Annotated in this window: 16 protein-coding genes and 1 pseudogene; 6 read left to right on the top strand and 11 right to left on the bottom strand. The window is 71.2% G+C overall.

The features are described from left to right. Window positions 1–4 precede the first annotated feature (4 nt). Entirely contained in the window at window positions 5–2,914 is a 2,910-nt protein-coding gene (locus ACZ7M3_RS27140) for an AfsR/SARP family transcriptional regulator (RefSeq protein WP_472066321.1), read from the bottom strand. A 117-nt stretch (window positions 2,915–3,031) separates the two neighbouring features. Further along, the gene (locus ACZ7M3_RS27145; RefSeq protein WP_472066323.1) at window positions 3,032–3,937 is read right to left on the bottom strand and encodes a LysR family transcriptional regulator; all 906 of its coding nucleotides are present in this window, start codon (window positions 3,935–3,937) and stop codon (window positions 3,032–3,034) included. A gap of 140 nt (window positions 3,938–4,077) precedes the next feature. Between ACZ7M3_RS27145 and ACZ7M3_RS27150 the strand changes: the two genes are divergently transcribed. Further along, on the top strand, window positions 4,078–5,190 hold the full coding sequence (locus tag ACZ7M3_RS27150) for a M20 family metallopeptidase (RefSeq protein ID WP_472066473.1): 1,113 nt from the start codon (window positions 4,078–4,080) through the stop codon (window positions 5,188–5,190). Window positions 5,191–5,216: 26 nt separating this feature from the next. Here the strand turns inward: ACZ7M3_RS27150 and ACZ7M3_RS27155 are convergent. Then, window positions 5,217–5,597: pseudogene (locus tag ACZ7M3_RS27155) on the bottom strand (DJ-1/PfpI family protein); the annotation flags it as partial. 101 nt (window positions 5,598–5,698) lie between these two features. On the opposite strand from ACZ7M3_RS27155, the gene ACZ7M3_RS27160 reads away from it, so the two are divergent. The 4 genes from ACZ7M3_RS27160 to ACZ7M3_RS27175 all read left to right on the top strand — a co-directional run bounded on the left by ACZ7M3_RS27160 (window position 5,699) and on the right by ACZ7M3_RS27175 (window position 9,638). Next, window positions 5,699–6,763, top strand: coding sequence for a saccharopine dehydrogenase family protein (locus tag ACZ7M3_RS27160; RefSeq protein WP_472066325.1), 1,065 nt, complete (start codon window positions 5,699–5,701; stop codon window positions 6,761–6,763). Between the two features lie 74 nt (window positions 6,764–6,837). Beyond that, complete coding sequence (locus tag ACZ7M3_RS27165) at window positions 6,838–7,047, top strand: ferredoxin (RefSeq protein WP_261689579.1); 210 nt, start codon at window positions 6,838–6,840, stop codon at window positions 7,045–7,047. After that, window positions 7,037–8,410 carry an NAD(P)/FAD-dependent oxidoreductase gene (locus ACZ7M3_RS27170; RefSeq protein WP_472066327.1) on the top strand — a complete coding sequence of 458 codons (1,374 nt, stop codon included), beginning with the start codon at window positions 7,037–7,039 and terminating at the stop codon, window positions 8,408–8,410. The genes ACZ7M3_RS27165 and ACZ7M3_RS27170 overlap by 11 nt, the downstream gene beginning before the upstream one ends. A gap of 31 nt (window positions 8,411–8,441) precedes the next feature. Continuing rightward, window positions 8,442–9,638 (top strand): cytochrome P450, encoded by a 1,197-nt coding sequence (locus ACZ7M3_RS27175; RefSeq protein ID WP_472066329.1) that lies wholly within the window; start codon window positions 8,442–8,444, stop codon window positions 9,636–9,638. A gap of 16 nt (window positions 9,639–9,654) precedes the next feature. On the opposite strand, the gene ACZ7M3_RS27180 is transcribed toward ACZ7M3_RS27175, so the two are convergent. The 7 genes from ACZ7M3_RS27180 to ACZ7M3_RS27210 all read right to left on the bottom strand — a co-directional run bounded on the left by ACZ7M3_RS27180 (window position 9,655) and on the right by ACZ7M3_RS27210 (window position 17,820). Further along, window positions 9,655–10,431 carry a GNAT family N-acetyltransferase gene (locus ACZ7M3_RS27180; RefSeq protein WP_472066331.1) on the bottom strand — a complete coding sequence of 259 codons (777 nt, stop codon included), beginning with the start codon at window positions 10,429–10,431 and terminating at the stop codon, window positions 9,655–9,657. Between the two features lie 60 nt (window positions 10,432–10,491). Beyond that, window positions 10,492–10,569, bottom strand: coding sequence for a 50S ribosomal protein bL37 (locus ACZ7M3_RS27185; protein ID WP_382007288.1), 78 nt, complete (start codon window positions 10,567–10,569; stop codon window positions 10,492–10,494). 31 nt (window positions 10,570–10,600) lie between these two features. Then, complete coding sequence (locus ACZ7M3_RS27190; protein ID WP_472066333.1) at window positions 10,601–11,419, bottom strand: SDR family NAD(P)-dependent oxidoreductase; 819 nt, start codon at window positions 11,417–11,419, stop codon at window positions 10,601–10,603. 341 nt (window positions 11,420–11,760) lie between these two features. Then, on the bottom strand, window positions 11,761–13,914 hold the full coding sequence (gene kdpB, locus ACZ7M3_RS27195; RefSeq protein ID WP_472066335.1) for a potassium-transporting ATPase subunit KdpB: 2,154 nt from the start codon (window positions 13,912–13,914) through the stop codon (window positions 11,761–11,763). 798 nt (window positions 13,915–14,712) lie between these two features. Next, on the bottom strand, window positions 14,713–15,630 hold the full coding sequence (locus tag ACZ7M3_RS27200) for a recombinase family protein (protein ID WP_472066337.1): 918 nt from the start codon (window positions 15,628–15,630) through the stop codon (window positions 14,713–14,715). Between the two features lie 364 nt (window positions 15,631–15,994). Continuing rightward, window positions 15,995–16,846: an LLM class flavin-dependent oxidoreductase gene (locus tag ACZ7M3_RS27205; RefSeq protein WP_388396563.1), complete on the bottom strand. Its 852-nt coding sequence runs from the start codon at window positions 16,844–16,846 to the stop codon at window positions 15,995–15,997. Between the two features lie 41 nt (window positions 16,847–16,887). Beyond that, window positions 16,888–17,820, bottom strand: coding sequence for an alpha/beta hydrolase family protein (locus ACZ7M3_RS27210; RefSeq protein ID WP_472066339.1), 933 nt, complete (start codon window positions 17,818–17,820; stop codon window positions 16,888–16,890). 130 nt (window positions 17,821–17,950) lie between these two features. Between ACZ7M3_RS27210 and ACZ7M3_RS27215 the strand changes: the two genes are divergently transcribed. After that, window positions 17,951–18,562, top strand: a complete 612-nt coding sequence (locus ACZ7M3_RS27215) for a TetR/AcrR family transcriptional regulator (RefSeq protein WP_351714890.1) — start codon at window positions 17,951–17,953, stop codon at window positions 18,560–18,562. Between the two features lie 62 nt (window positions 18,563–18,624). On the opposite strand, the gene ACZ7M3_RS27220 is transcribed toward ACZ7M3_RS27215, so the two are convergent. Next, complete coding sequence (locus tag ACZ7M3_RS27220) at window positions 18,625–19,467, bottom strand: IS5 family transposase (protein WP_472066341.1); 843 nt, start codon at window positions 19,465–19,467, stop codon at window positions 18,625–18,627. Window positions 19,468–19,578 lie beyond the last annotated feature (111 nt).

Here is a 19,578-nt window from a genome sequence, read left to right on the forward strand (position 1 = left end):
GCGTTCAGGCGGAGCCGAGTCGCTCGGCGCGTTCACGCAGTCGGGCGCGGACCAGTTCGGCGTCGGGGTGGCCGAGTCCGGTGAGCAGGACGAGGGCCGCCCGCCAGGATGCGCGGGCGCTCGCGTGGTTGCCCATCGCGAGGTGGGTGTCGCCGAGGCGGGTGAGGGTCTCGGCCTCCGGATACGGCACCCCGAGCTCCTGGTAGAGGGAGAGCGCGTTGCGGTAGCCGAGCAGGGCGTGCGGATGGCGGCCCAGGTGCTGGTAGGCGTAGGCGATGCTGTCCCAGGTGCCCGCCTGGCCGTAGCGGTCCCCCAGGTCCTGAAGCATGGTCAGGGCCTCGAAACAGTGACTCAGCGCCTGCCGGTGCTCGCCGAGCAGGGCGTGGTACCAGCCCACGGAGTTGAGGACGCTGGCCTGCGCGGCTCGCAGGCCGGCGCTCCGGAACAGCTCCAGGGCCAGCTGGTTGTGGCGCAGGGCACCGGGCAGGTCGCCCCGCTGCTCGCTGTCCCAGCCCAGACTTCGGTGGGTGTCGGCCCGTCCGACCGCGTCTCCCAGCCCGGTGAAGAGCTCCAGAGCGCGTTCGAGACGCGGGCGCGAGCGGTCGTGCAGGCCCAGCCTGCCCTCCGCGCGGGCCAGCGCCCGCAGTCCGCGGGCCTTCATCGCCGGGTCCCCGAGCCGCTCGGCGGCGTCGAGCGCGGTCTGTTCGACGACCGCCCAGTCGTGCCAGGCTCCGCGCCGGTCGAAGAAGGGCTCGAGGGCCCAGGCGAGCAGACAGGCGAGCCGGTCGTGACCGGAGCCCACGGCCGCGTCGACGACGGCGAGCAGCCCCGCGTATTCGGCGGCGAGCCAGGCCAGCGCGGCGGTGTCGTCGGCGAGCGGCTCGGGGACGCTCTCGGGAGCGGGCGGCTCCAGCGGCATCGGGTCGTCGTGCGGGGCGAGCAGCAGACCGGCCGCGCGGGCGGTGTGCAGACAGTGCTCGAACAGCCGCCGGACGGCCGCGCCGCGCTCCTCCTCGCAGTCCTGGGTGCGGACGAGTTCGGTGGCGTGGGCGCGCAGCAGGTCGTGGAAGGCGTACCGGCCGGGAGCGTGTTCGTTGAGGAGGTGGACGCCGGTCAGTTCGCTCAGCAGCCGCCGGGTTGCGCGCACCGGACGTCCGGCGAGGGCGGCCGCGGCCGGTACGGAGAGGTCGGGGCCGGGATGCAGGGCGAGCAGCCGGAAGAGCCGGGCGGCCGGGGCGGAGACGGCGGCCAGGGACCAGGAGAAGACCGCGCCGACGTCCGCCGAGGTGTCGGGGCGGGCGAAGGCATCCAGACTGCCGTGCGCCTCGCGGAGTTCGGCGGCGATCGCCGACAGGGTGAAGTCGGGGTGGGTGGCCGCGCGGGCGGCGACGCAGGCCAGGGCGAGCGGCAGCCCGGCGCACAGAGCGGTGATCTCGGCCACGGCCCGGGGCTCGGCGTCGATGCGCGCGGCGCCCAGCCGCCGGGTGAGGAAGGCGCGGGCCTGGTCGGCGTCGAAGGGACGCAGGGTCAGCGAGCGGGCTCCGTGCGCGGCCACCAGCCCGGACAGCTGGTTGCGGCTGGTGACGATGGTGAGACACCCGGGGGTGCCGGGGAGCAGCGGTTTCACCTGGTCGGTGTCGCGGGCGTTGTCCAGCAGGACGAGGAAGCGACGCCCGGCCAACAGGCTGCGGTAGAGCGCGGCTTGGGCGTCCACGCCGTGCGGGACGCGCTCGGGCGGCACGCCCAGTGCGTCCAGGAACCCGCGCACGGCCTCGGCCGGGTTCATGACGGCGCCCGACGGGTCGAACCCCCGCAGATTGACGTAGAGCTGCCCGTCGGGGAATTGGTCGGCGATCTGGTGGGCCCAGTGCACGGCCAGCGTGGTCTTCCCGATTCCGGCCATCCCGCCGATGGCGCCGAACACCACCGTCTCCGCGGGCGCCCTCTCACCGGTGAGCGGCCCGAGTACCTCGTCCAGTTCGGGTGCCCGCCCGGTGAACGTCGGCAGGTCGTGGGGGAGTTGGGCGGGAGTCGGCACCGGAGGCGTCCGCGGATCGGCGGAACCCGGGCCCGTTTCATCGGACCCGGGGGCGACCGCGCCCGTCTCGGCCACGTCCGTCCGGGATACGTCCGAAGCCTCCGTGGCGGGGTCGTTCAGCAGCACCGTCCGGTGGGCTTCGCGCAGCTCCGGACCCGCGTCGATGCCCAGCTCACCGGCGAGCCGGGCACAGGCCTCCCGGTAGGTGCTCAGTGCCTCGGCACGGCGAGCGTCGGCGGCCAGCGCGAGAATCAGCCGTGACAGCAGCGGTTCGTCCAACGGGTGCTCGGCGGCGGCCTGTTGCAATGCGGGCAGGACCGTGCCGGGGAGACCGACGAGCAGCGCCGCGTCGGCCGCCTCCTGTACGGCGGTGACGTACTCGCGGCCGAGCAGGCCGAACGCCGCGTGCGCCCGTACCTCCGCGCCGATCCCGGTGGCGACCGGCCCCTGCCACAGGGACAGCGCCGCGGCGAACAGCTCCGCGCTGCGTGCGGGCACCCCCTCCGCGGCGGCCTGCCGGGCCTGGTCCCGCAGTTCACGGAAGCGCAGGAGGTCCAGGGAACCGCTGTCGGTGAGCAGCCGGTAGCCGCCCGCGTCCCGTACCAGCCAGCGGCCCGTCGCCCGTGCGGGCAGTCCGGGCTCCAGCAGCCGGCGCAGCGCACCGACGAGACGGTGTACCACGTTGACGGCGCTCTGCGGCGGGCGGTGCCCCCACAGCGCGCCCACGATCTCGCCCATGCCGACCGGTTGATCGGCCCGCACCAGCAGCAGCGCCAGCAGCGCCCTCTCCTGAGGACGCCCCAGGTCCAGCTCCGTTCCCGCCCGCCAGGCACGGACCGGCCCCAGAACCGAGAACCGCACCGGCTCCAGCCCCAATTCGCCCCCTCCTCAAAGAACCCCCCTGGATTCCACCCAGGGGAATCCACCCCAGGGATTGACCCTACGTCACAGAGTGTGTTACCGCGCGTCACAGGCCGCCCGGAGCGGTGTGGACTACGGGAGCGTCCCGAGACGGTCCTCAGCATGCTCGCGCAGCAAATCCCGTAGTTTCAGCGCCGCCGGGAGCGGGGCGGCGGGCAGCGCCAGGTGGATCGTCCGTCGCAGAGCGGGGTCGTCGAGGCGGCACAGGGCGAGTTCGGCAGGGACCGCCCAGGCAGCCAGCGAAGGGACGAGCGCCACTCCCAGACCAGCGGCCGCGTAGCCGAACTTGCCGGTCCACTCCGCGATTCTGATGATCTTCCTGGGGCTGAAGCCGGCCCGGGCGCAGGCGTCGGCGAGCATCGTGGGACGGTCGCCGTACGCGTCCTGGAGCCACGCCTCGTCGCGCAGATCGCGCAGGTCGATCGAGCCGGACCCGGCCAGGGGATGCTCGCGGTGGAGGGCGACGAACAACTCGTCCTCCAGCAGCGCGGCCGTCGTGATGCCGTCGGCCGACGGCAGACCGGACGGATAGTCGCTGACCACGGCGAGGTCGAGCTCCCCCTCCGCGAGGCGCTCCATCAGCGTGGCGCTGCGGCCTTCGACCGCGACGACCGAGACGTCCGGCCTGGCCCGCCCGAACTCCCGCAGGGCGGCGGGCACCAACGAGATGTTCGCCGTCGCGAAAGCTCCCACACGGAGCATCCCGCCGTGGCCCGCGTGGATCACGGTCAGCTCCTGCTCCGCCCGCGACAGACGGTTCAGTACGTCCACGGCGTGGCGTCGCAGCGCCCGACCCGCGGGATTCAGCCGTACTCCACGGGGGAGTCGGTCGAACAGCGGTCCCCCTGCCTGCTGTTCCAGGGAGGCGATCCGCCGGGACACCGCGGACTGCGTGTAGTTGAGCCGGACCGCGGCGCCGGTGAACGACCCGGTGTCGGCCACGGTCACCAGCAGACGCAGCGCGTCGATCTCGAGCACATCGCCTCCAGCGCATCCCCCGACACATTCCTTCAGCGCATGGCTTCCATGCAATCCAGTCGCTGGTGGAATGTCCAGCCCCTTCGTAGCGTCTGATGACGTCGCCGATCCGAGGAGGAAGCGTGACCGCGTTGCCTGCGATGCTGGCCGATCTCGAGGAACTGGTGGTCTGCGAGTCCTTCTCCGCCGACCACGCGGCACTGGCCCGCAGCGCCGAGGTGGTCGGCGCCCTCGGAGCGAGACTGCTGGGCGCGGCGCCGGAGACGATCGTGGTCGACGGTGTGACCCATCTGCGGTGGACCTTCGGCACACCGCGCGTGCTGCTGCTGGGACACCACGACACGGTGTGGCCCGTGGGCTCGTTGGAGACCCACCCCTGGTCGGTGGCCGACGGGATCGCCAGGGGCCCCGGGGTCCTGGACATGAAGGCGGGGCTGGTGCAGATGTTCCACGCGCTGGCCTCCCTGCCGTCCCCGGAGGGCGTGTGCGTGCTGGTCAACGGGGACGAGGAGATCGGCTCCCCGACCTCGCGGGAGCTGATCGAGGAGGTTGCGCTCGGTTGCGCGGCCACCTTCGTGCTGGAGGCGTCCGCGAACGAGGCGGGCGCGCTCAAGACCGCCCGAAAGGGCACCTCACGGTATGAGGTCGTGGTGCACGGCAAGGCCGCCCACGCGGGGTTGGAACCGCACAGGGGGATCAACGCCGCAGTCGAGGCCGCTCACCAAGTGCTGGCCATCGCCGGTCTTGTGGCCTCGGCCGGTGCCGTCGACACCACCTGTCCGGTTCCGGGGGCGACGACCATCACGCCCACCCTGATGTCGGCAGGCAGCACGCTCAACACCGTGCCCGCGCTGGCGAGCGTATCGGTGGACGTGCGGGTGCCGACCCTGGCGGCTCAGGACCGGACGGACGAGCTCATGCGGGCGCTCACCACCCGGACCCCCGACGCCCGCCTGACGGTACGGGGCGGCAAGAAGCGGCCGCCGATGGAACCGGAGTCCTCCGCCGAACTGTTCGCCCTGGCCTCCCGCATCGCGTCGGAGCTGGGCCAGGAACCGCTGCGGGGGGTCGCCGTCGGCGGCGCCTCGGACGGCAACTTCACGGCGGCCGCGGGCTGCCCGACGCTGGACGGTCTGGGCGCCGTCGGCAGCGGTGCCCACGCGGACACCGAGCATGTGCAGGTCGCCCGGATGATCCCCCGTACCCGCCTGCTGGCCCGACTCGTCGCCCGCACCCTCGTCACCCCTACGTGAAGCAGAGGCTCATGACACACCGACGCCGGACCGGCGGCAACATCGGGGCCGGGCAGTACGAGGACTTCAACGTCGCCTCCGTCCGCCGACGGGGACCGCCCCTTGACGGGCATGTCCAGCAGACCGGCGGCGGCCAGCACGAACGCGCCGGTGCACAGGGAGGCCACGCGCGCCCCTGCCTCGTGGGCCGCACGCACCGCGCCGACGAGATCGGCGGGCGGGTCCTCGTCGGCGTCCGCCCAGCCGGGGACGATCACGGTGTCGGCATGCCGGAGCCGGTCGAGCCCCTGGTCGGGCTCCAGCCGGAACCGGCCGAGCCGTACGGCGTCCGACCCGCAGACCTCGTAGGCCATGGACAGTTCGAAGTGCAGCATCCCCTCGGTGATGGCCAGCGCGACGGTAACCATGTCCGGAATTGTACGGGGGACGTCGTTCCGGACACTCACGGTGGGGCGCCCGTCCTCGCCAGGATGTTCTCGGCGGATCATTCGAGCACGGGGGAGTACCCATGGGATCGGGACAGACGGTGACGGTGTTCGGCGCGTACGGACACACCGGACGCTTCGTGGTGGCACATCTGCGGGAGCGCGGGTTCGTGCCGGTACTCTCCGGGCGCGACGCCGGCAAGCTGCGGGCGCTGGCGGCATCCGCCCCCGGACTCGAGGTCCGGCCGGCGTCGGTCGACGACCCCGCCTCGCTCGACCGCGCCCTGGACGGCGTGGACGCCGTGATCAACTGCGCCGGGCCCTTCGCCGTGACCGCGGCTCCCGTGATCGAGGCGGCACTGCGCGCCGGAATCCCGTACGTCGATGTGGCGGCCGAGATCGAGGCCAACCTCGACACGTTCACGGGCTTCGCGGACCGCGCCCACGCGGCGGGAGCGGTGATCGTCCCCGCGATGGCCTTCTACGGCGGCCTCGGCGACCTGCTGGCCACCGCCGCGATGGGGGACTGGACGGCGGCCGACGAAGCGAACATCGCGTACGGACTGAACAGTTGGCACCCCACCCCCGGGACACGCACCGCGGGCACGGTCTCCCAGGAGCGGCGAGGCGGCAGGCGCGTCCGTCACACGGACGGGCGGTTGGAGTACCACGACGACAAGCCGACGCTTTTGAAGTGGTCCTTCCCCGACCCGACGGGCACCAGGGAGGTCGTCGCGGAGTTCACGATGGCCGACGTGGTCACCATCCCCAGCCACCTCTCCATCCCCGAGGTGCGCACCCACATGACGACCGAGGCGGCCAGAGACCTCTCCGCCACGGACACACCGGCGCCGACCGCGGCCGACGAGGACGGGCGGTCCGACCAGACCTTCGTCGTCGACGCCGTCGTACGCTCCGGTGGCACCGAACGGCGCGCTGTGGCACGCGGCCGGGACATCTACGCCGTCAGCGCGCCGCTCGCGGTGGAGGCGGTCCACCGCATCCTCACCGGCCGAACCCGCACGGTCGGTGTCGCCTCCGCCGGTGAGATCTTCGACGCGCCCGACTTCCTGCGCGCCCTGTCCCCGCACATCTCGCTCGAACCGCTCGGGCAGGGCGCAAGCCGCAGCGGTGCGCGACGGCGGTGAGCGGTGGCCGTGCGGGCTTCCGGATCTCCCCCCATGCTGGATGAGGGGGTGAGGCCACGGAGGAGGTGGTGAGGATGCAGACCGTTGTGGACCTCACGCGCTGCCAGGGCTATGCGCAGTGCGTGTTTCTCGCACCGGACGTGTTCGAGCTGCACGGCGAGGAGGGTTTGCTGTATGCCACGGCCGTCCCGGACGACCAGGTCGAGCGCGTGCGCCAGGCTGCGGCGGCGTGCCCGGTCCAGGCCATCCTCCTCGGTGAAGGGGTGAGCGCCGGTGCCCGGTGATCTGAGCGACGGCCGCATCGTGATCGTCGGCGCGTCGCTGGCCGGGTTGAGGGCCGCGGAGACGCTGCGCGAGCAGGGCTTCACCGGCTCACTGACCGTGGTCGGGGACGAGCCCAGTGCGCCGTACGACCGGCCACCGCTGTCCAAGCAGGTGCTGCTCGGCAAGGCGCCTGCGGACTCCACGGCGCTGCCGATGCGCCGGGACCCGGACGCCGACTGGCGACTGGGAGTGGCCGCCACCGGCGTGGACTCGATGGAGAAACGGGTGATGCTGGCCGACGGCGAGTCGCTGCCGTACGACCGGCTGCTGATCGCCACCGGTACCCGCGCGCGCCCCTGGCCCAACCCGGAGGAGGGCTCCCTGGACGGCGTGTTCACCCTGCGCACCAGTGACGAGGCCGGGAGGCTGGCCGAGCGGCTGGCCGCAGGGCCGGAGCGGGTGCTGGTGATCGGTGCCGGTTTCACCGGTTCGGAGATCGCCTCCGCCTGCCGGGAGCGGGGTATCGAGGTCACGGTCGCAGAACGCGGCCCCGCACCTCTGGTGGGCGCCCTCGGCGGCACCCTGGCGAAGCTCGCGGCGGCCATGCACCGCAATCACGGCGTGGACCTGCGCACCGGGGTGACGGTCACCGCTCTGCGCGGGGACGGGAACGGCCGGTTCACCGGTGCGGAGCTGTCCGACGGCAGTCGTGTCGAGGCGGATGTGTGCGTGGTGGCGTTGGGGGCGGTCCGCAACGTCGAGTGGCTGGCGGAGTCCGGGCTGGCGGCGGGTCCGCGCGGGATCGCCTGCGACGCCGGGTGCCGGGCCTTCAACATGTACGGGATAGTGACCGACGACGTGTTCGCGGCCGGTGACGTCTCCCGGTTCCCGCACCCGCTGTTCGGGTACCAGATGCTCTCCCTGGAGCACTGGGGCAACGCGGTCGAACAGGCCGAGGTGGCGGCTCACAACATGGTCAGTCCGGGGCCTCTGCGGCGGCCGCACCTCGCCGTCCCGACGTTCTGGTCGACCCAGTTCGGGCTCAACATCAAGTCGGTGGGCGTGCCCACCTACTCCGATCACGTGGTCGTCGCCCAGGGCTCTTTGGAGGCGCGCCGCCTTGCGGTGGTCTACGGCTACCAGGGACGGGTCACCGCCGCGGTCACCGTCGACATGGCCAAGTCGCTCGACTACTACAAGCACCTGATCGAGACGGCCGCTCCGTTCCCGCCCCCGCCCGGCGCGGCGGACCGTCCGTTCGCGGCCGACGTCACGATTCCGTCCGACGTGCCGGACCCGAGCGGGCTGTCGCACGGCCCCACCGTGGCGCTCACCGGTTACCTGCCCGATCGACGACTGACGGTGGTGCAGCCCACGCGGTGACCCACGTCCCGCCCGACCACGAGGAGCCACCATGGCCTCCGAGACCTTGCTGGCACGGATCTCCGACTACGCGAACCGCCCCAACCCCTATCCGCTGTATGCGGAACTCCGCGAGGCCGGTCCCGTGGTGCGGCAGGCCGACGGCAGCTGTCTGATCGGCACCTACCACGAAATCGCCGCTCTGCTCCACGACCCGCGGATGAGCGCCGAACCGCGCAGCCGCACCGACTCGTCGTCCGAGGAGACGAGGCGGCCGCCGTTCCTGCGGATCGACGACCCCGAGCACCACAGACTGCGCACCCTGACCATGCGGCCGTTCGGGCCGCCGCACACCCCCGGCCGGGTCGACGCCATGCGCGGCGAGATCGCCCAGATCACCGGGGAACTGATCGAGGCGCTCCGGGACCGTGAGCAGTTCGACGTCGTCGACGACTTCGCCTACCCCCTGCCCATCACCGTCATCTGCCGACTGATGGGCGTCCCGCGCGAGGACGAGGCACTGTTCCAGGGATGGACCGACGTGATCGTCGCGTCCGCCGACATCGGGCCCGAAGAGGACACCACCGAACGGGACAAGGCGGGCCTGCAGGCCCGCCAGGAGATGGGCGGGTACCTGGTCAACCTCGCCGAACAGCGCCGCGGCAGTCCCACCGGCGACATGCTCTCCGACCTCATCAACGAACCGGACCCCGCCCTGCGGCTCACCGTCGAGGAACTCGCGGAAACCACCATCCTGTTGTTCATCGCCGGACACGAGACCACGGTCAACCTGATCACCAACGGCGTCCTCACCCTGCTGCGCCGGCCCGACGAGCTGGACCGGCTGCGCCGCGAACCCGACCTGCTGCCGCGCGCGGTGGAGGAACTGCTGCGCTACGAACCCCCGGTCCACATGCGCGAGAGGATCCCTCTCGCCGACATCGACGTCGCCGGCACCACGATCCCCAAGGGCACGTCCGTCATCCTGGCGCTGGCCTCGGGCAGCCGCGACCCCAAGCGGTTCCACGAGCCCGACCTGTTCGACCCCACCCGCCCGGACAACGAGCACTTCGGCTTCGGCAGCGGGATCCATCTCTGCTACGGCGCACCACTCGCCCGCGTCGAAGCCGAGACCGCGCTCGGCGCGCTGCTTCCCCTCCTCGGCACGGCCCGTCTGGTCCAGGACCCGCCGCCCTACCGCCAGAACGCCATGCTCCGCGGCCCCCGCCACCTGCCCCTCCAACTGTGAACCGGCGAGGCGGCGGCTATGCGGTGAGATGGTCGTGCCGTGCGGGGCTTCCGGTCACGTAGTGCACGTACTCGCGCTCCAGCCGGAACCCGGCGGTCCAGGCGAGCAGGCGGCTGGGGCGGTTGTCGCGGGAGCAGGACCAGCTCGCGGTGTGGCCGCGGGCCGCGATGTCCGTGCACAGGGCGGCGACGCAGGCGAGGGCGAGGTGTTCGCGTCGGTGCTCGGGGACCGTGAGGCAGGCGATGTCCTCGTGCGTGCTGCTCAGGAGGTAGGCGCAGGCGACGGCGAGGATGCGGTCCTTGTGGAGGGCGGCCCAGCCGAGGCCGGAGGCCGCGAGAGCGGTCGGTCCGCCCCATGTGCCGTGGATCCAGGCCGCGTCGGTGCCGAGTTCGGCGAGGGCCGGGGCATGCTCGGGTGTCAGCCGTCGCACCGTCACGCCCCACGGGAGACGGGGTGTCGAGGAGGGCGGCACGCGCTGTACGTACACCATGCGCTCCCGCGGGGTGACCTGGCCGAAGGCCGTGCCGAGGGCGGGCAGGAAGCGGTCGGGCGCGTCGATCCAGCAGTCGGCCAGCGGCGTGAGCTCGCCTGCGGCCAGGGCATCCGGGTCACCACGCAGCAGGGCGTGGTCGGCGCAGCGTACGGCGACGGCGCGCGGGTGCACCGCCCGGTCGGCCCACCATTGCCCGGTCCCGGTGGCCAGAACGTGCTCGGCGAGGGCTGCGGGTCCGGGCGCCGCGGCGGGGAACCACCGGGAGAGGGCGGGGATCTGGTGCGGGAGGAGCTGGATCACGGGGTTGCCTTTCACTGGGTGAGGGGCGACCCCGGTGTGTGCTGGGGTCGCCCCTGGGGCTCAGCGCTGACCGGCCTTGCGGCCGTGGTTCGCCTTGTTCCTGCGGCGGGCCCTCTTCTTGCGGGAGCGCTTGGACATGTGCATCAACTCCGGCGCATGGAAGGGAAGTTCAAGCGGTGCGGCCGACGAGCAGGTCGGCGAGCTTGTTGAGGCGCCTGATCGTGCGGTCCTCGGTGGCGGCCGCGGCCGGTGTGACGCGCTCGGCTCGGTCGTAGTACGCGCCGTTGACGATCTCGACGGCCGGGTCGCAGAGCCGGGCCACGTGCGTGGCGCCTTCGGCGGGCGTGACGCCTTCGTGGGCGTACAGCGGCATCAGCGCCGTGTCGCAGACGCCGGGGTGGACGGAGACCGCGGTGACGCGTGGGTCGGCGGCGAAGACGGTGAGAGCGAGCTGCGACTGGGCGTAGGCGGCGAGCCGGGAGTAGCGGCGGGCGCGGTTGGGGTCGCTCCACTGGATGTTCGCGGTGCGGTGCAGGGACGACGAGACGTTGACGACCCGGCCGCCGGGGTCGCTGGTGAGTGCGGGTTCCAACAGGCAGGTCAGGAGGTAGTGGGCGAGGAAGTTGACCTGGAAGGCGATCTCGTTGCCGTCCGTGGTGACGGTGTGCCGCTCGGGCGCCGCGATGCCCGCGTTGTTGACGAGCACGTCGAGGTGCGGGTGCTGGGCGACGACCTGGTTCGCCAGGGACTCGACCTCGTCGAGGTGGGTGAAGTCGGCGGCCAGGGGGCGGAGTCGGGCGGCGTCGATGCCCGCCGTGGCGATCAGACGGTCGGCGGCGGCGCGCGCCTCCTCGGCGGTGCGGCCGTGCAGCAGCACGGTGGCACCGCGTTCGGCGAGCTGCCGGGCGGTCTCCAGGCCGATGCCGGTGGTGGCTCCCGTGACGAGGACGGTGCGGCCGGGAAGAGGGGAGAGGTCGTGGTCAGACATGGTCCATCCGGGGTTGCGGGCACGTCGGCGGCCCCCACGCGGGGACGCCGGACATGTGCGGATACGAAGAACGGGGCGCCGGAACGAATCACGGCGCCCCGAGGGCTACGGACGACGCGTCGGCGTCAGCGAAGAGCGGACGCGGGCGTTTCCGGGCAGCGAGGCGCACGACGGGTCGCGCCGGGACTCGGCGGCCGGTCGAAAAGAAGCCATGCGCTGTTCACAGGCTCAATGGAAGCCGCCCCACACGCTGCGGACAAGCGCAACTCGCCTTCCCATACGTGCCCCTGACGTGCAAGGACGTTTTCCTGACGGGCTCCGCTCGGCCGACCGGAGCCTCCTCATCCCAGCCCGGGCACCCCGGAGATCACCAGGTCGATCAGCTTGATGCCGACGAAGGGCAGGACGAGCCCGCCGAGGCCGTACAGCATGAGGTTGCGCCGCAGCAGGTCGTGCGCCGACGACGGCGTGTAGCGCACACCCCGCAGCGCGAGCGGAATCAGCGCGACGATGATGAGCGCGTTGAAGATGATCGCCGAGGTGATCGCGGAGGTGGGGCTGTGCAGGCCCATGATGTTGAGCGACTTCAGGCCCGGATAGGCGCCCGCGAACATCGCCGGGATGATCGCGAAGTACTTCGCCACGTCGTTCGTGATGGAGAACGTCGTCAACGCGCCCCGCGTGATCAGCAGTTGTTTCCCGATCTCGACGATCTCGATGAGTTTCGTCGGGTTGGAGTCCAGGTCGACCATGTTCCCGGCCTCCTTGGCGGCCGCGGTGCCGGTGTTCATGGCCACGCCGACGTCGGCCTGCGCCAGCGCCGGCGCGTCGTTCGTGCCGTCGCCGGTCATGGCGACGAGCTTGCCGCCCTCCTGCTCCCGTTTGATCAGCGCGAGCTTGTCCTCGGGGGTCGCCTCGGCCAAGTAGTCGTCCACGCCCGCCTCTTCGGCGATGGCGCGGGCGGTGAGCGGGTTGTCGCCGGTGATCATCACCGTGCGGATGCCCATCCGGCGCAGCTCGGCGAAGCGCTCGCGGATCCCGTCCTTGACGACGTCCTTCAAATGAATCAGGCCCAGTACCCGCGGCCCGTCCCAGTCGTGCACGGCCACCAGGAGCGGAGTGCCGCCCGATCCGGCCACGGAGTCCGCTGACCACCGTGCCTCGGGCGGGACGTGGCCGCCGTACATCTGGACCCACTCGATGACCTGCTGGGCGGCGCCCTTGCGGATCGCGCACACCGCACCGTTGTCCCAGCGCAGATCGACGCCGCTCATCCGGGTCTGGGCAGTGAACTTCACCCACCGGGCATGGCTCAGATCGCCCTCGGCGGGCGCCCGTAGCCCGTACCGCTCCTTCGCCAGTACGACGACGGAGCGGCCCTCCGGTGTCTCGTCGGCCAGGGACGACAGCTGGGCGGCGTCGGCGAGTTGGCCTTCCGTGATGCCGGGCAGCGGCACGAACGCGGTGGCCTCGCGGTTGCCGAGGGTGATGGTGCCGGTCTTGTCGAGGAGCAAGGTGCCCACGTCGCCGGCGGCCTCGACCGCGCGGCCGGACATGGCGAGGACGTTGCGCTGGACGAGGCGGTCCATGCCCGCGATACCGATCGCGGACAGCAGGGCGCCGATCGTCGTCGGGATGAGGGTGACGAGGAGGGCCACGAGGACGGTGGTGGACTGGGCGGCGTCGGCGTACTCGGCCATCGGCTGGAGGGTGACGACGACCAGGAGGAAGATGATCGTGAGCGAGGCGAGCAGGATGTTCAGCGCGATCTCGTTCGGGGTCTTCTGGCGCGCGGCCCCCTCGACCAGAGCGATCATCCGGTCGAGGAAGGAATGGCCCGGGCGGGCGCTGACGCGGACGACGACGCGGTCGGAGAGGACGGTCGTGCCGCCGGTGACGCCGCTGCGGTCGCCGCCCGATTCGCGGATGACGGGTGCGGATTCCCCCGTGACGGCGGATTCGTCGACGGCCGCGACGCCGTCGATGACATCGCCGTCCGCCGGTATCAGCTCGCCCGCCTCGACCAGGACGACGTCGAGCGGTTTGAGGTCGGTGGCGGCCACGGCCTCCGTCTCGGCGTCGCGCAGGTCGATGCCGTAGTTCCAGTGGCGCAGGCGTAGCGCGACCGTGTCCGTACGGGCTCTGCGCAGCGACTCGGCCTGTGCTTTGCCGCGGCCCTCGGCCACGGCCTCCGCGAGGTTGGCGAAGATCACCGTCAGCCACAGCCAGGCGCTGATGACCCAGGTGAAGACGGCTGGGTGGAGGACCGCGGAAAGGGTGGTGAGGACGGCTCCGACGGAGACGACGAACAGCACGGGGTTCTTGACCAGGACCCGCGGGTGCAGTTTGCGCAGCGCCTCGGGGAACGACTGCACGAGTTGCGCCGGCTCGAACAGCCCGCTCGGTGCCCGGCGTTTCGCCCCTCCGTCCGATCCGGGCCGGGGGGTGCGCCGAGGGTGGGACGGCGGGGATTGCTCGGGAGCGGCGGAGAACATGGGGACCTTCGTGCCTCGGTGGGGAGCCGGGCCCACGCGCACAAGGCACGCCGGCGACCGGCCGGGCTGACAGAGCGTGTGGTGGCCGCCGGGCCCTGCGGTGCCGGGATCACGGCACCGCAGAGCTGCGCACGGGCGTCGGCGGCGCGATGACGACGAGAACGCCGCCGCGTGCTCGACCGCCGGGAGGCCATTCGGATGCCTTCGGGTGAGGAAGGCGACCGAGGGTGCTTCCGGGGTGAAGCCGTCATGTCACCGACGTCCGAGGCCTCTCCGGCGGCCGAGGGGAAATCTAGCCCGGCCGCACCGTCGAACCGCACGGCCGAGCATGGAATTTGCGCCTCTCTTACGGCCCGTCGGAGGGCGACATCAAGGCCCCGTCAAGGTCACCTGAGAACGCGTCAGGAGATCATCAACGGACGAGGTCGGTGGCCGAAACCGGTTCCAGACTGAGCGGCACGGGGACACGGGCGACCGTCCGTGGCGTGACGTTGGAGGGCTCGTGACCTCCCCCAAGTTCTCGGCTTCGCTCGAACAGGGGGGACCCCCATGGCCGGTACCAGGCGCAGTCCTGAGGCGGGGGCCGGGACCAGCGCACCGCCACAGCACGGACCGGTCGCCCGGCCCGGGGTGGACCCGGCCCGCGGCTCGGAGGGGGGCCGCGGCCGGGTGGCCCGGGGCGTCGCCTCCGTCGCGAGGCCGTGGCCGCGTGGGCCGCTCTGCGCCGCCGCTACTGGGCCTCCCTGCCCGCGCGGCTGCGTCTCCGGGGTCCCGCCGGTAATGCTCCAGGATTGAACTCTAAGGAATGATCTTGACCCTCGCTGGTGGTGGAGGGCTGTCGGTCGCTTGCGACGCCGAAGGGGCGGTGGTCTGTTCGTCGTGTTCGCGCAGCATCCGCATCACGGTCGCCGGTGACGGATGCTGGCCCTTCTTCTTGCCGGTGGTGATGACGAGCCGCTTGGCGATGTCGCGCAGGCTCATCTCCTGGTCGCGCAGGTGGAGGGCCATGGAGAGCATGCGGTCGTCGGTGACGCCCGCGCCGCCGATGGTCTTGCCGCGCTTGCGGGCGGATTCGTGGCCTTCGAGGGTGCGGTCGCGGATGTACTCGCGTTCCATCCCGGACATGGCGGCCAGCACGGTGAAGACGATGCCGGACGGGTCGTGCGAGCCCTTCAGCTCCCCGGTGAGGAACTCCAGGCCGACGTCGCTGGCCTTCAGTTCCTCGGCGAGCATGGCGAGTTCGATGCCACGGCCGAGCCGCTTGTGTTCGTGGACGACGAGGGTGACGCGCACGCCGGAGGAACGGACCTCTCCGGCGAGCCTGACGACGGCCTCCAACTCGGGGCGCTGGGTGGCGCGGGTGGAGATCTTCTCCGAGAAGATCCGGGTAACCCCGGCTTCGGCGAGGGAGTCCAGCTGTGCGTCCAAGGGCTGCCGGGCGGTCGAGGCGCGGGCATACCCGAGACGGACGTGTTCGACCGGATCGGCGCCGGCGTCCGCGGGCCGGGGCAGCTCGGTCCACACCGAGCCGGGTTTCCGTACGGCGGGGGTCGGGACGCTGAGCACCTTGGCGAGTTGGGGCGCGAGCCGGAAGCGGGCCGTGTGGTACTGGATGGCCACCTTGCCCTTGCCGGTACGGCACGGCGAGCCCGCCGGGGCGGCGCAGGTGGACATCGGGCAGGCGTGCGATTCCACGCGCCTGAAGTCGTCGCTCATGAGTGCCGACTGTTTCATGTGACGGTTCATTCCGTCGAGCCATTTGCAACAACCCATGAAACATGATCGCCGCAGGTGGACCTCCGGGCGGCGGGGTGTTTCACGAGCGAACGCTTATGAAACAACCTCAGTGTCCGCGTTGTCGCCTCTTCGAGTCGGCGGACGTCCTCGCCACCCGCCTACGACACCGATTCGCGCCTGTGACCTACCTGGCCGCTGGCGTGCGGCACGTTTCGCTCGTATTCCCACCCCCACTGCGGTGAGCTCCCGATCGAACGGTGGGTGGGTCCTCGTCATCGGTGGTTCCTCGGTTTCAAGGGCAGCGGTGGCGCCGCCCTCGCGTTGTGGACCGTGATCCGGTGTATCAGTTCGTGTCGGAGAGGGGGTCGATGATGGTGTCGGCGACCCGGCGTGCGACCTCGGCCGGGTAGGGCCCGTCGAGTCCGAGGACGATGTGACTGAACCCGCCGTCGAGCGCCGCGCGGACGACGTGGCGGGTGTCCTGGGGCCGGTCGTAGGAGGCGGGCAGGACGATGGATCGGGTGATCTCGGCCGGGTTGCGGCCGATCTCGGCGCACAGCCGGTCCAGCGTGGCGCTGCGGGCGATCGCCTGCTCGATGCTGCCCCCGGGCATGTTCCAGCGGTCGGCGTGCTCGGCCACCACGCGCAGCGTCGGGGTGGCCTGACCGCCGATCAGGATCGGCGGGTGGGGGCGCTGGACGGGTTTGGGACCGCAGAACGCGCCCGTCAGCTGGTGGTAATCGCCCTGGAAGTCGAACGGTGCGGTTTCGGTCCATAGTCTGCGGATGATCGTGCACGCCTCGGCGAGGCTTCCGACCGCGTGGGCGGCATCGTGGAAGGGAAGGCCGTGAGCTGCGTACTCACGCCGGGCCAGTGGCACGTCGGGCCGAGAGCCCGCGCCGATGCCGAACTCGAGCCGGCCGCCGGAGATGACATCGACAGTGGCGGCAATCTTGGCCAGCATGGCCGGTGGGCGGAACCTGTTGCTTGTGACCATCACCCCGAGCCGCAACCGCTCGGTTCGGGCTGCGAGAGCGGACAGCAGTGTCCAGCCCTCGAAGGTGGGCCCGTTCGGGTCGCCGCCGAGCGGCATGAGGTGGTCGAACAGCCAGGCGTGCTCGATCTGCGGGATACCGTCCGCCTCACGCCAGACCCGCAGGACATCGTCGTAGGCGACCTGAGATGGGGCGGTCATGATCCCGAAACTGGGCCTGCGGGCCGGCGCGAAGGGGGTGGTCACTTCGAGTCGATCCTCCCCAGCGCGTCGACGGCCGCGGCCAGGGACCGGCGGGCGGTAGGCCACGCGTCGTTGTCGAGGCCCAGCGCGGTACGCAGATACGCCAGGGTGACGTGCTGGACGACCGCGACACGCTCGGGGCTTTCGTCGGTGGTCCGCGTGTCGTTGGAACCCAGGATGCCGCCGAGTACGTGTTCCGCGCCGAACAGGGTCAGCAGATCGGTGGCGCCCGAGCTGAGGCGATAGCCGTCGGTGAACCAGTCCGGACCGCGCACCGTCAGCGGGGACTGGTCATGGTCGCCGGCGACGATCAGGCTCGGCGTCTTCAGCTCGGCGAAATCAGGGCTCATGAACGGGAAGTACTGGACGGCGAGCGGGCTCAGGTCGACGCCGCCGGTACCGGGCAGGCACAGCAGTACCGCCGCCTTCACACGCGAGTCGCTCATGCTCCCACCGGGAGTGCCGTCGGCGTCGACGACCCGTGCGCCCGCGAGGGTGCTGGCGGTCTGTGCGCCCCACGAGTGTCCGGCGACCGCGATGCGGTCGTGGTCGATGCGGCCGGCCAGCCCGGGCACGCCGGCTTCGATGGTGCCGAGCTGGTCGAGGATCCCGGTCAGGTCGTCGGTCCGGATACGCCAGATGAGCGGGGTGCGCGGGTCGTCGGGGAGCAGGCCCAGCGCGTCGAGATGGGTGGGCTGGACGACGACGAACCCGCGGGCGGCCCAGAAGCCGACCAGCGGTGCGTAATCGTCCATGGTCGCGGCCATGCCGCCCGAGAAGACGACGACAGGCAGGTTGTGGCCGGTCGTCGGCGCTGTGACCCGTACCTGCAGGTCCTGGCCGCGGTCCGGGGCGGCCAGTGCGATAGGCCTGACAGATATGACCGGGGTGGTGGAGTCGTTGCCGCCGTCGGCGGACGTGGTGTCGCTCATGAGGTGAATGTCTTTCTCGGAGGGGCCAAGTGGCCCGTGCTGCGAGGCGTCTGGCATGATTGAAATACGGAGCACCGCTCCGCATTACGATACGGAACGTTGCTCCGCCTTGCAAGGGGAGGTGCTCACGATGTCCACGCCCAACACGCCGCCACCCCCTGCCGGCCGCAAGCGATCCGACGTCCGCCGAAACGAGCAGATACTGCTGGACGCCGCGGCGGCCGTGTTCGTCCGTGCGGGAGTCGACGCTCCCGTGCGGGAGATCGCCGCCGAATCGGGCCTCGGCATGGGCACCATCTACCGCCACTTCCCCACCCGGGCGGAACTGGTGGTCGCCGTCTTCAGGCACCAGGTCGACGCGCTCTCCACCGCCGCGCACACGGCGCCCGCTGCCGATACGCCGTACGAGGTCCTGCGGCTGTGGGTGCACCAATTCGCCGACTTCCTGGTCACCAAGCACGGCCTCGCCGAGGCACTGCACTCGGACCAAGCCGGATTCGAGAGCCTGCACAACGAGTTCGTCGAACGCCTGCTGCCCGTGCTCGACCAGCTGCTGAAAGCGTCCGCCGCCGCCGGCTCCACACACGCGGACATCCGCGCCTACGACTTCATGCTCGCCATCGGCAACCTGTGCATCGGAGTCGAAACCTTCCCCGACTACCAGGCCCGCCGCATGATCGACCTGCTGCTCGCCGGCCTGGCACAGACCGCCCCAGCACCGACAGACAGCGAACCGAAATAGTGCCAGCGCTCACGCACGCCCGTGCCAGAACCCTCTAAGAAGCCGCACGGATAGGCGTGTGGTCATGGTCGGCGGTTCGGGCGTTCGTCCCAGCGGTGAGTCGTCCACGCCTGTCGGTTCAGGCTACGCACGGTGATGATCGTGTCGGCGAGGTCGAAGAACGCGTCGATGACGGTGACGCGCCGCTCGTAGCAGCGGGCGAGGCGGTGAAAGGCGTTTTGCCAGGCGTGAGTACGCTCCACGTGCCAACGCCGACTGGCCTGGATGGGCGCTTTCTCCCCCTTATGCGCGATGCGTCCACGCAGGCCGCGTTCGTTGAGCAGCGTGCGGGTCCTATCCGAGTCGTAGCCGGCGTCCAGGTGCACGGTGACGTCGTCGGGCAGCGGGCCAAGGTCGTTGAGGCGATCCAGGGTTGGGGCGAGCAGCGGAGAGTCATGTCGGTTGGCTCCGGCCAGGACACGTCCGAGGGGAATGCCGTATCCGTCCGTCATGCCCGAGCGCTTCAGCCCCTTCTTGCCGCGGTCGACTGGTGAACGTCCGGCGGCCTCGTCGCCGCCGGGAGCCTTGGTGATGGAGCCGTCCACGGCGATCTGGTCGAGGACGAGGCCGACGATCCGGTCGTAGGACTCCAGCGCAATCTGCTTGAGCTTGGCGAAGACGCCGAGTCGTATCCACTCGTCGCGACGGTCGCGGATCGTGGTGGCCGAGCAGGTCGTGTCGGCGATCGCATCATAAGAACAGCCGAAGCGTAGTAACTGCAGCATCTTGTCGAAGATGATCCGGTCGCCAATGCGCCGGCGGTGGCAGCCGAGCGGATGGTGCGGGTGGAACTCGGGCCGCTCGGGCAGCAGCGCCTGGAATTGGTCCCAGAGTGGTTCGGTCAGCCATGAGGGCAGCGTGGGCACGGGTCTCCCAGTGATCACAGCGCGCCGCCACTCCATGATCACCAGATCTTTAAGTCGCGACTTGTGGGTGGATCAGTGGCCGGCTGGAGGGGTGGGCCGGTGGCGCCGGGC

Source organism: Streptomyces sp. NPDC111656 (assembly GCF_055656965.1).

Bases quoted from the DNA above. Each gene is read 5' to 3' on its own strand.
- ACZ7M3_RS27210 (WP_472066339.1), bottom strand. From the start codon at position 17,820: ATGAGCGACACCACGTCCGCCGACGGCGGCAACGACTCCACCACCCCG.
- ACZ7M3_RS27175 (WP_472066329.1), top strand. From the start codon at position 8,442: ATGGCCTCCGAGACCTTGCTGGCACGGATCTCCGACTACGCGAACCGC.
- ACZ7M3_RS27190 (WP_472066333.1), bottom strand. From the start codon at position 11,419: ATGTCTGACCACGACCTCTCCCCTCTTCCCGGCCGCACCGTCCTCGTC.
- ACZ7M3_RS27150 (WP_472066473.1), top strand. From the start codon at position 4,078: ATGCTGGCCGATCTCGAGGAACTGGTGGTCTGCGAGTCCTTCTCCGCC.
- ACZ7M3_RS27200 (WP_472066337.1), bottom strand. From the start codon at position 15,630: ATGAGCGACGACTTCAGGCGCGTGGAATCGCACGCCTGCCCGATGTCC.
- ACZ7M3_RS27165 (WP_261689579.1), top strand. From the start codon at position 6,838: ATGCAGACCGTTGTGGACCTCACGCGCTGCCAGGGCTATGCGCAGTGC.
- ACZ7M3_RS27185 (WP_382007288.1), bottom strand. From the start codon at position 10,569: ATGTCCAAGCGCTCCCGCAAGAAGAGGGCCCGCCGCAGGAACAAGGCG.
- kdpB (WP_472066335.1), bottom strand. From the start codon at position 13,914: ATGTTCTCCGCCGCTCCCGAGCAATCCCCGCCGTCCCACCCTCGGCGC.
- ACZ7M3_RS27205 (WP_388396563.1), bottom strand. From the start codon at position 16,846: ATGACCGCCCCATCTCAGGTCGCCTACGACGATGTCCTGCGGGTCTGG.
- ACZ7M3_RS27215 (WP_351714890.1), top strand. From the start codon at position 17,951: ATGTCCACGCCCAACACGCCGCCACCCCCTGCCGGCCGCAAGCGATCC.
- ACZ7M3_RS27160 (WP_472066325.1), top strand. From the start codon at position 5,699: ATGGGATCGGGACAGACGGTGACGGTGTTCGGCGCGTACGGACACACC.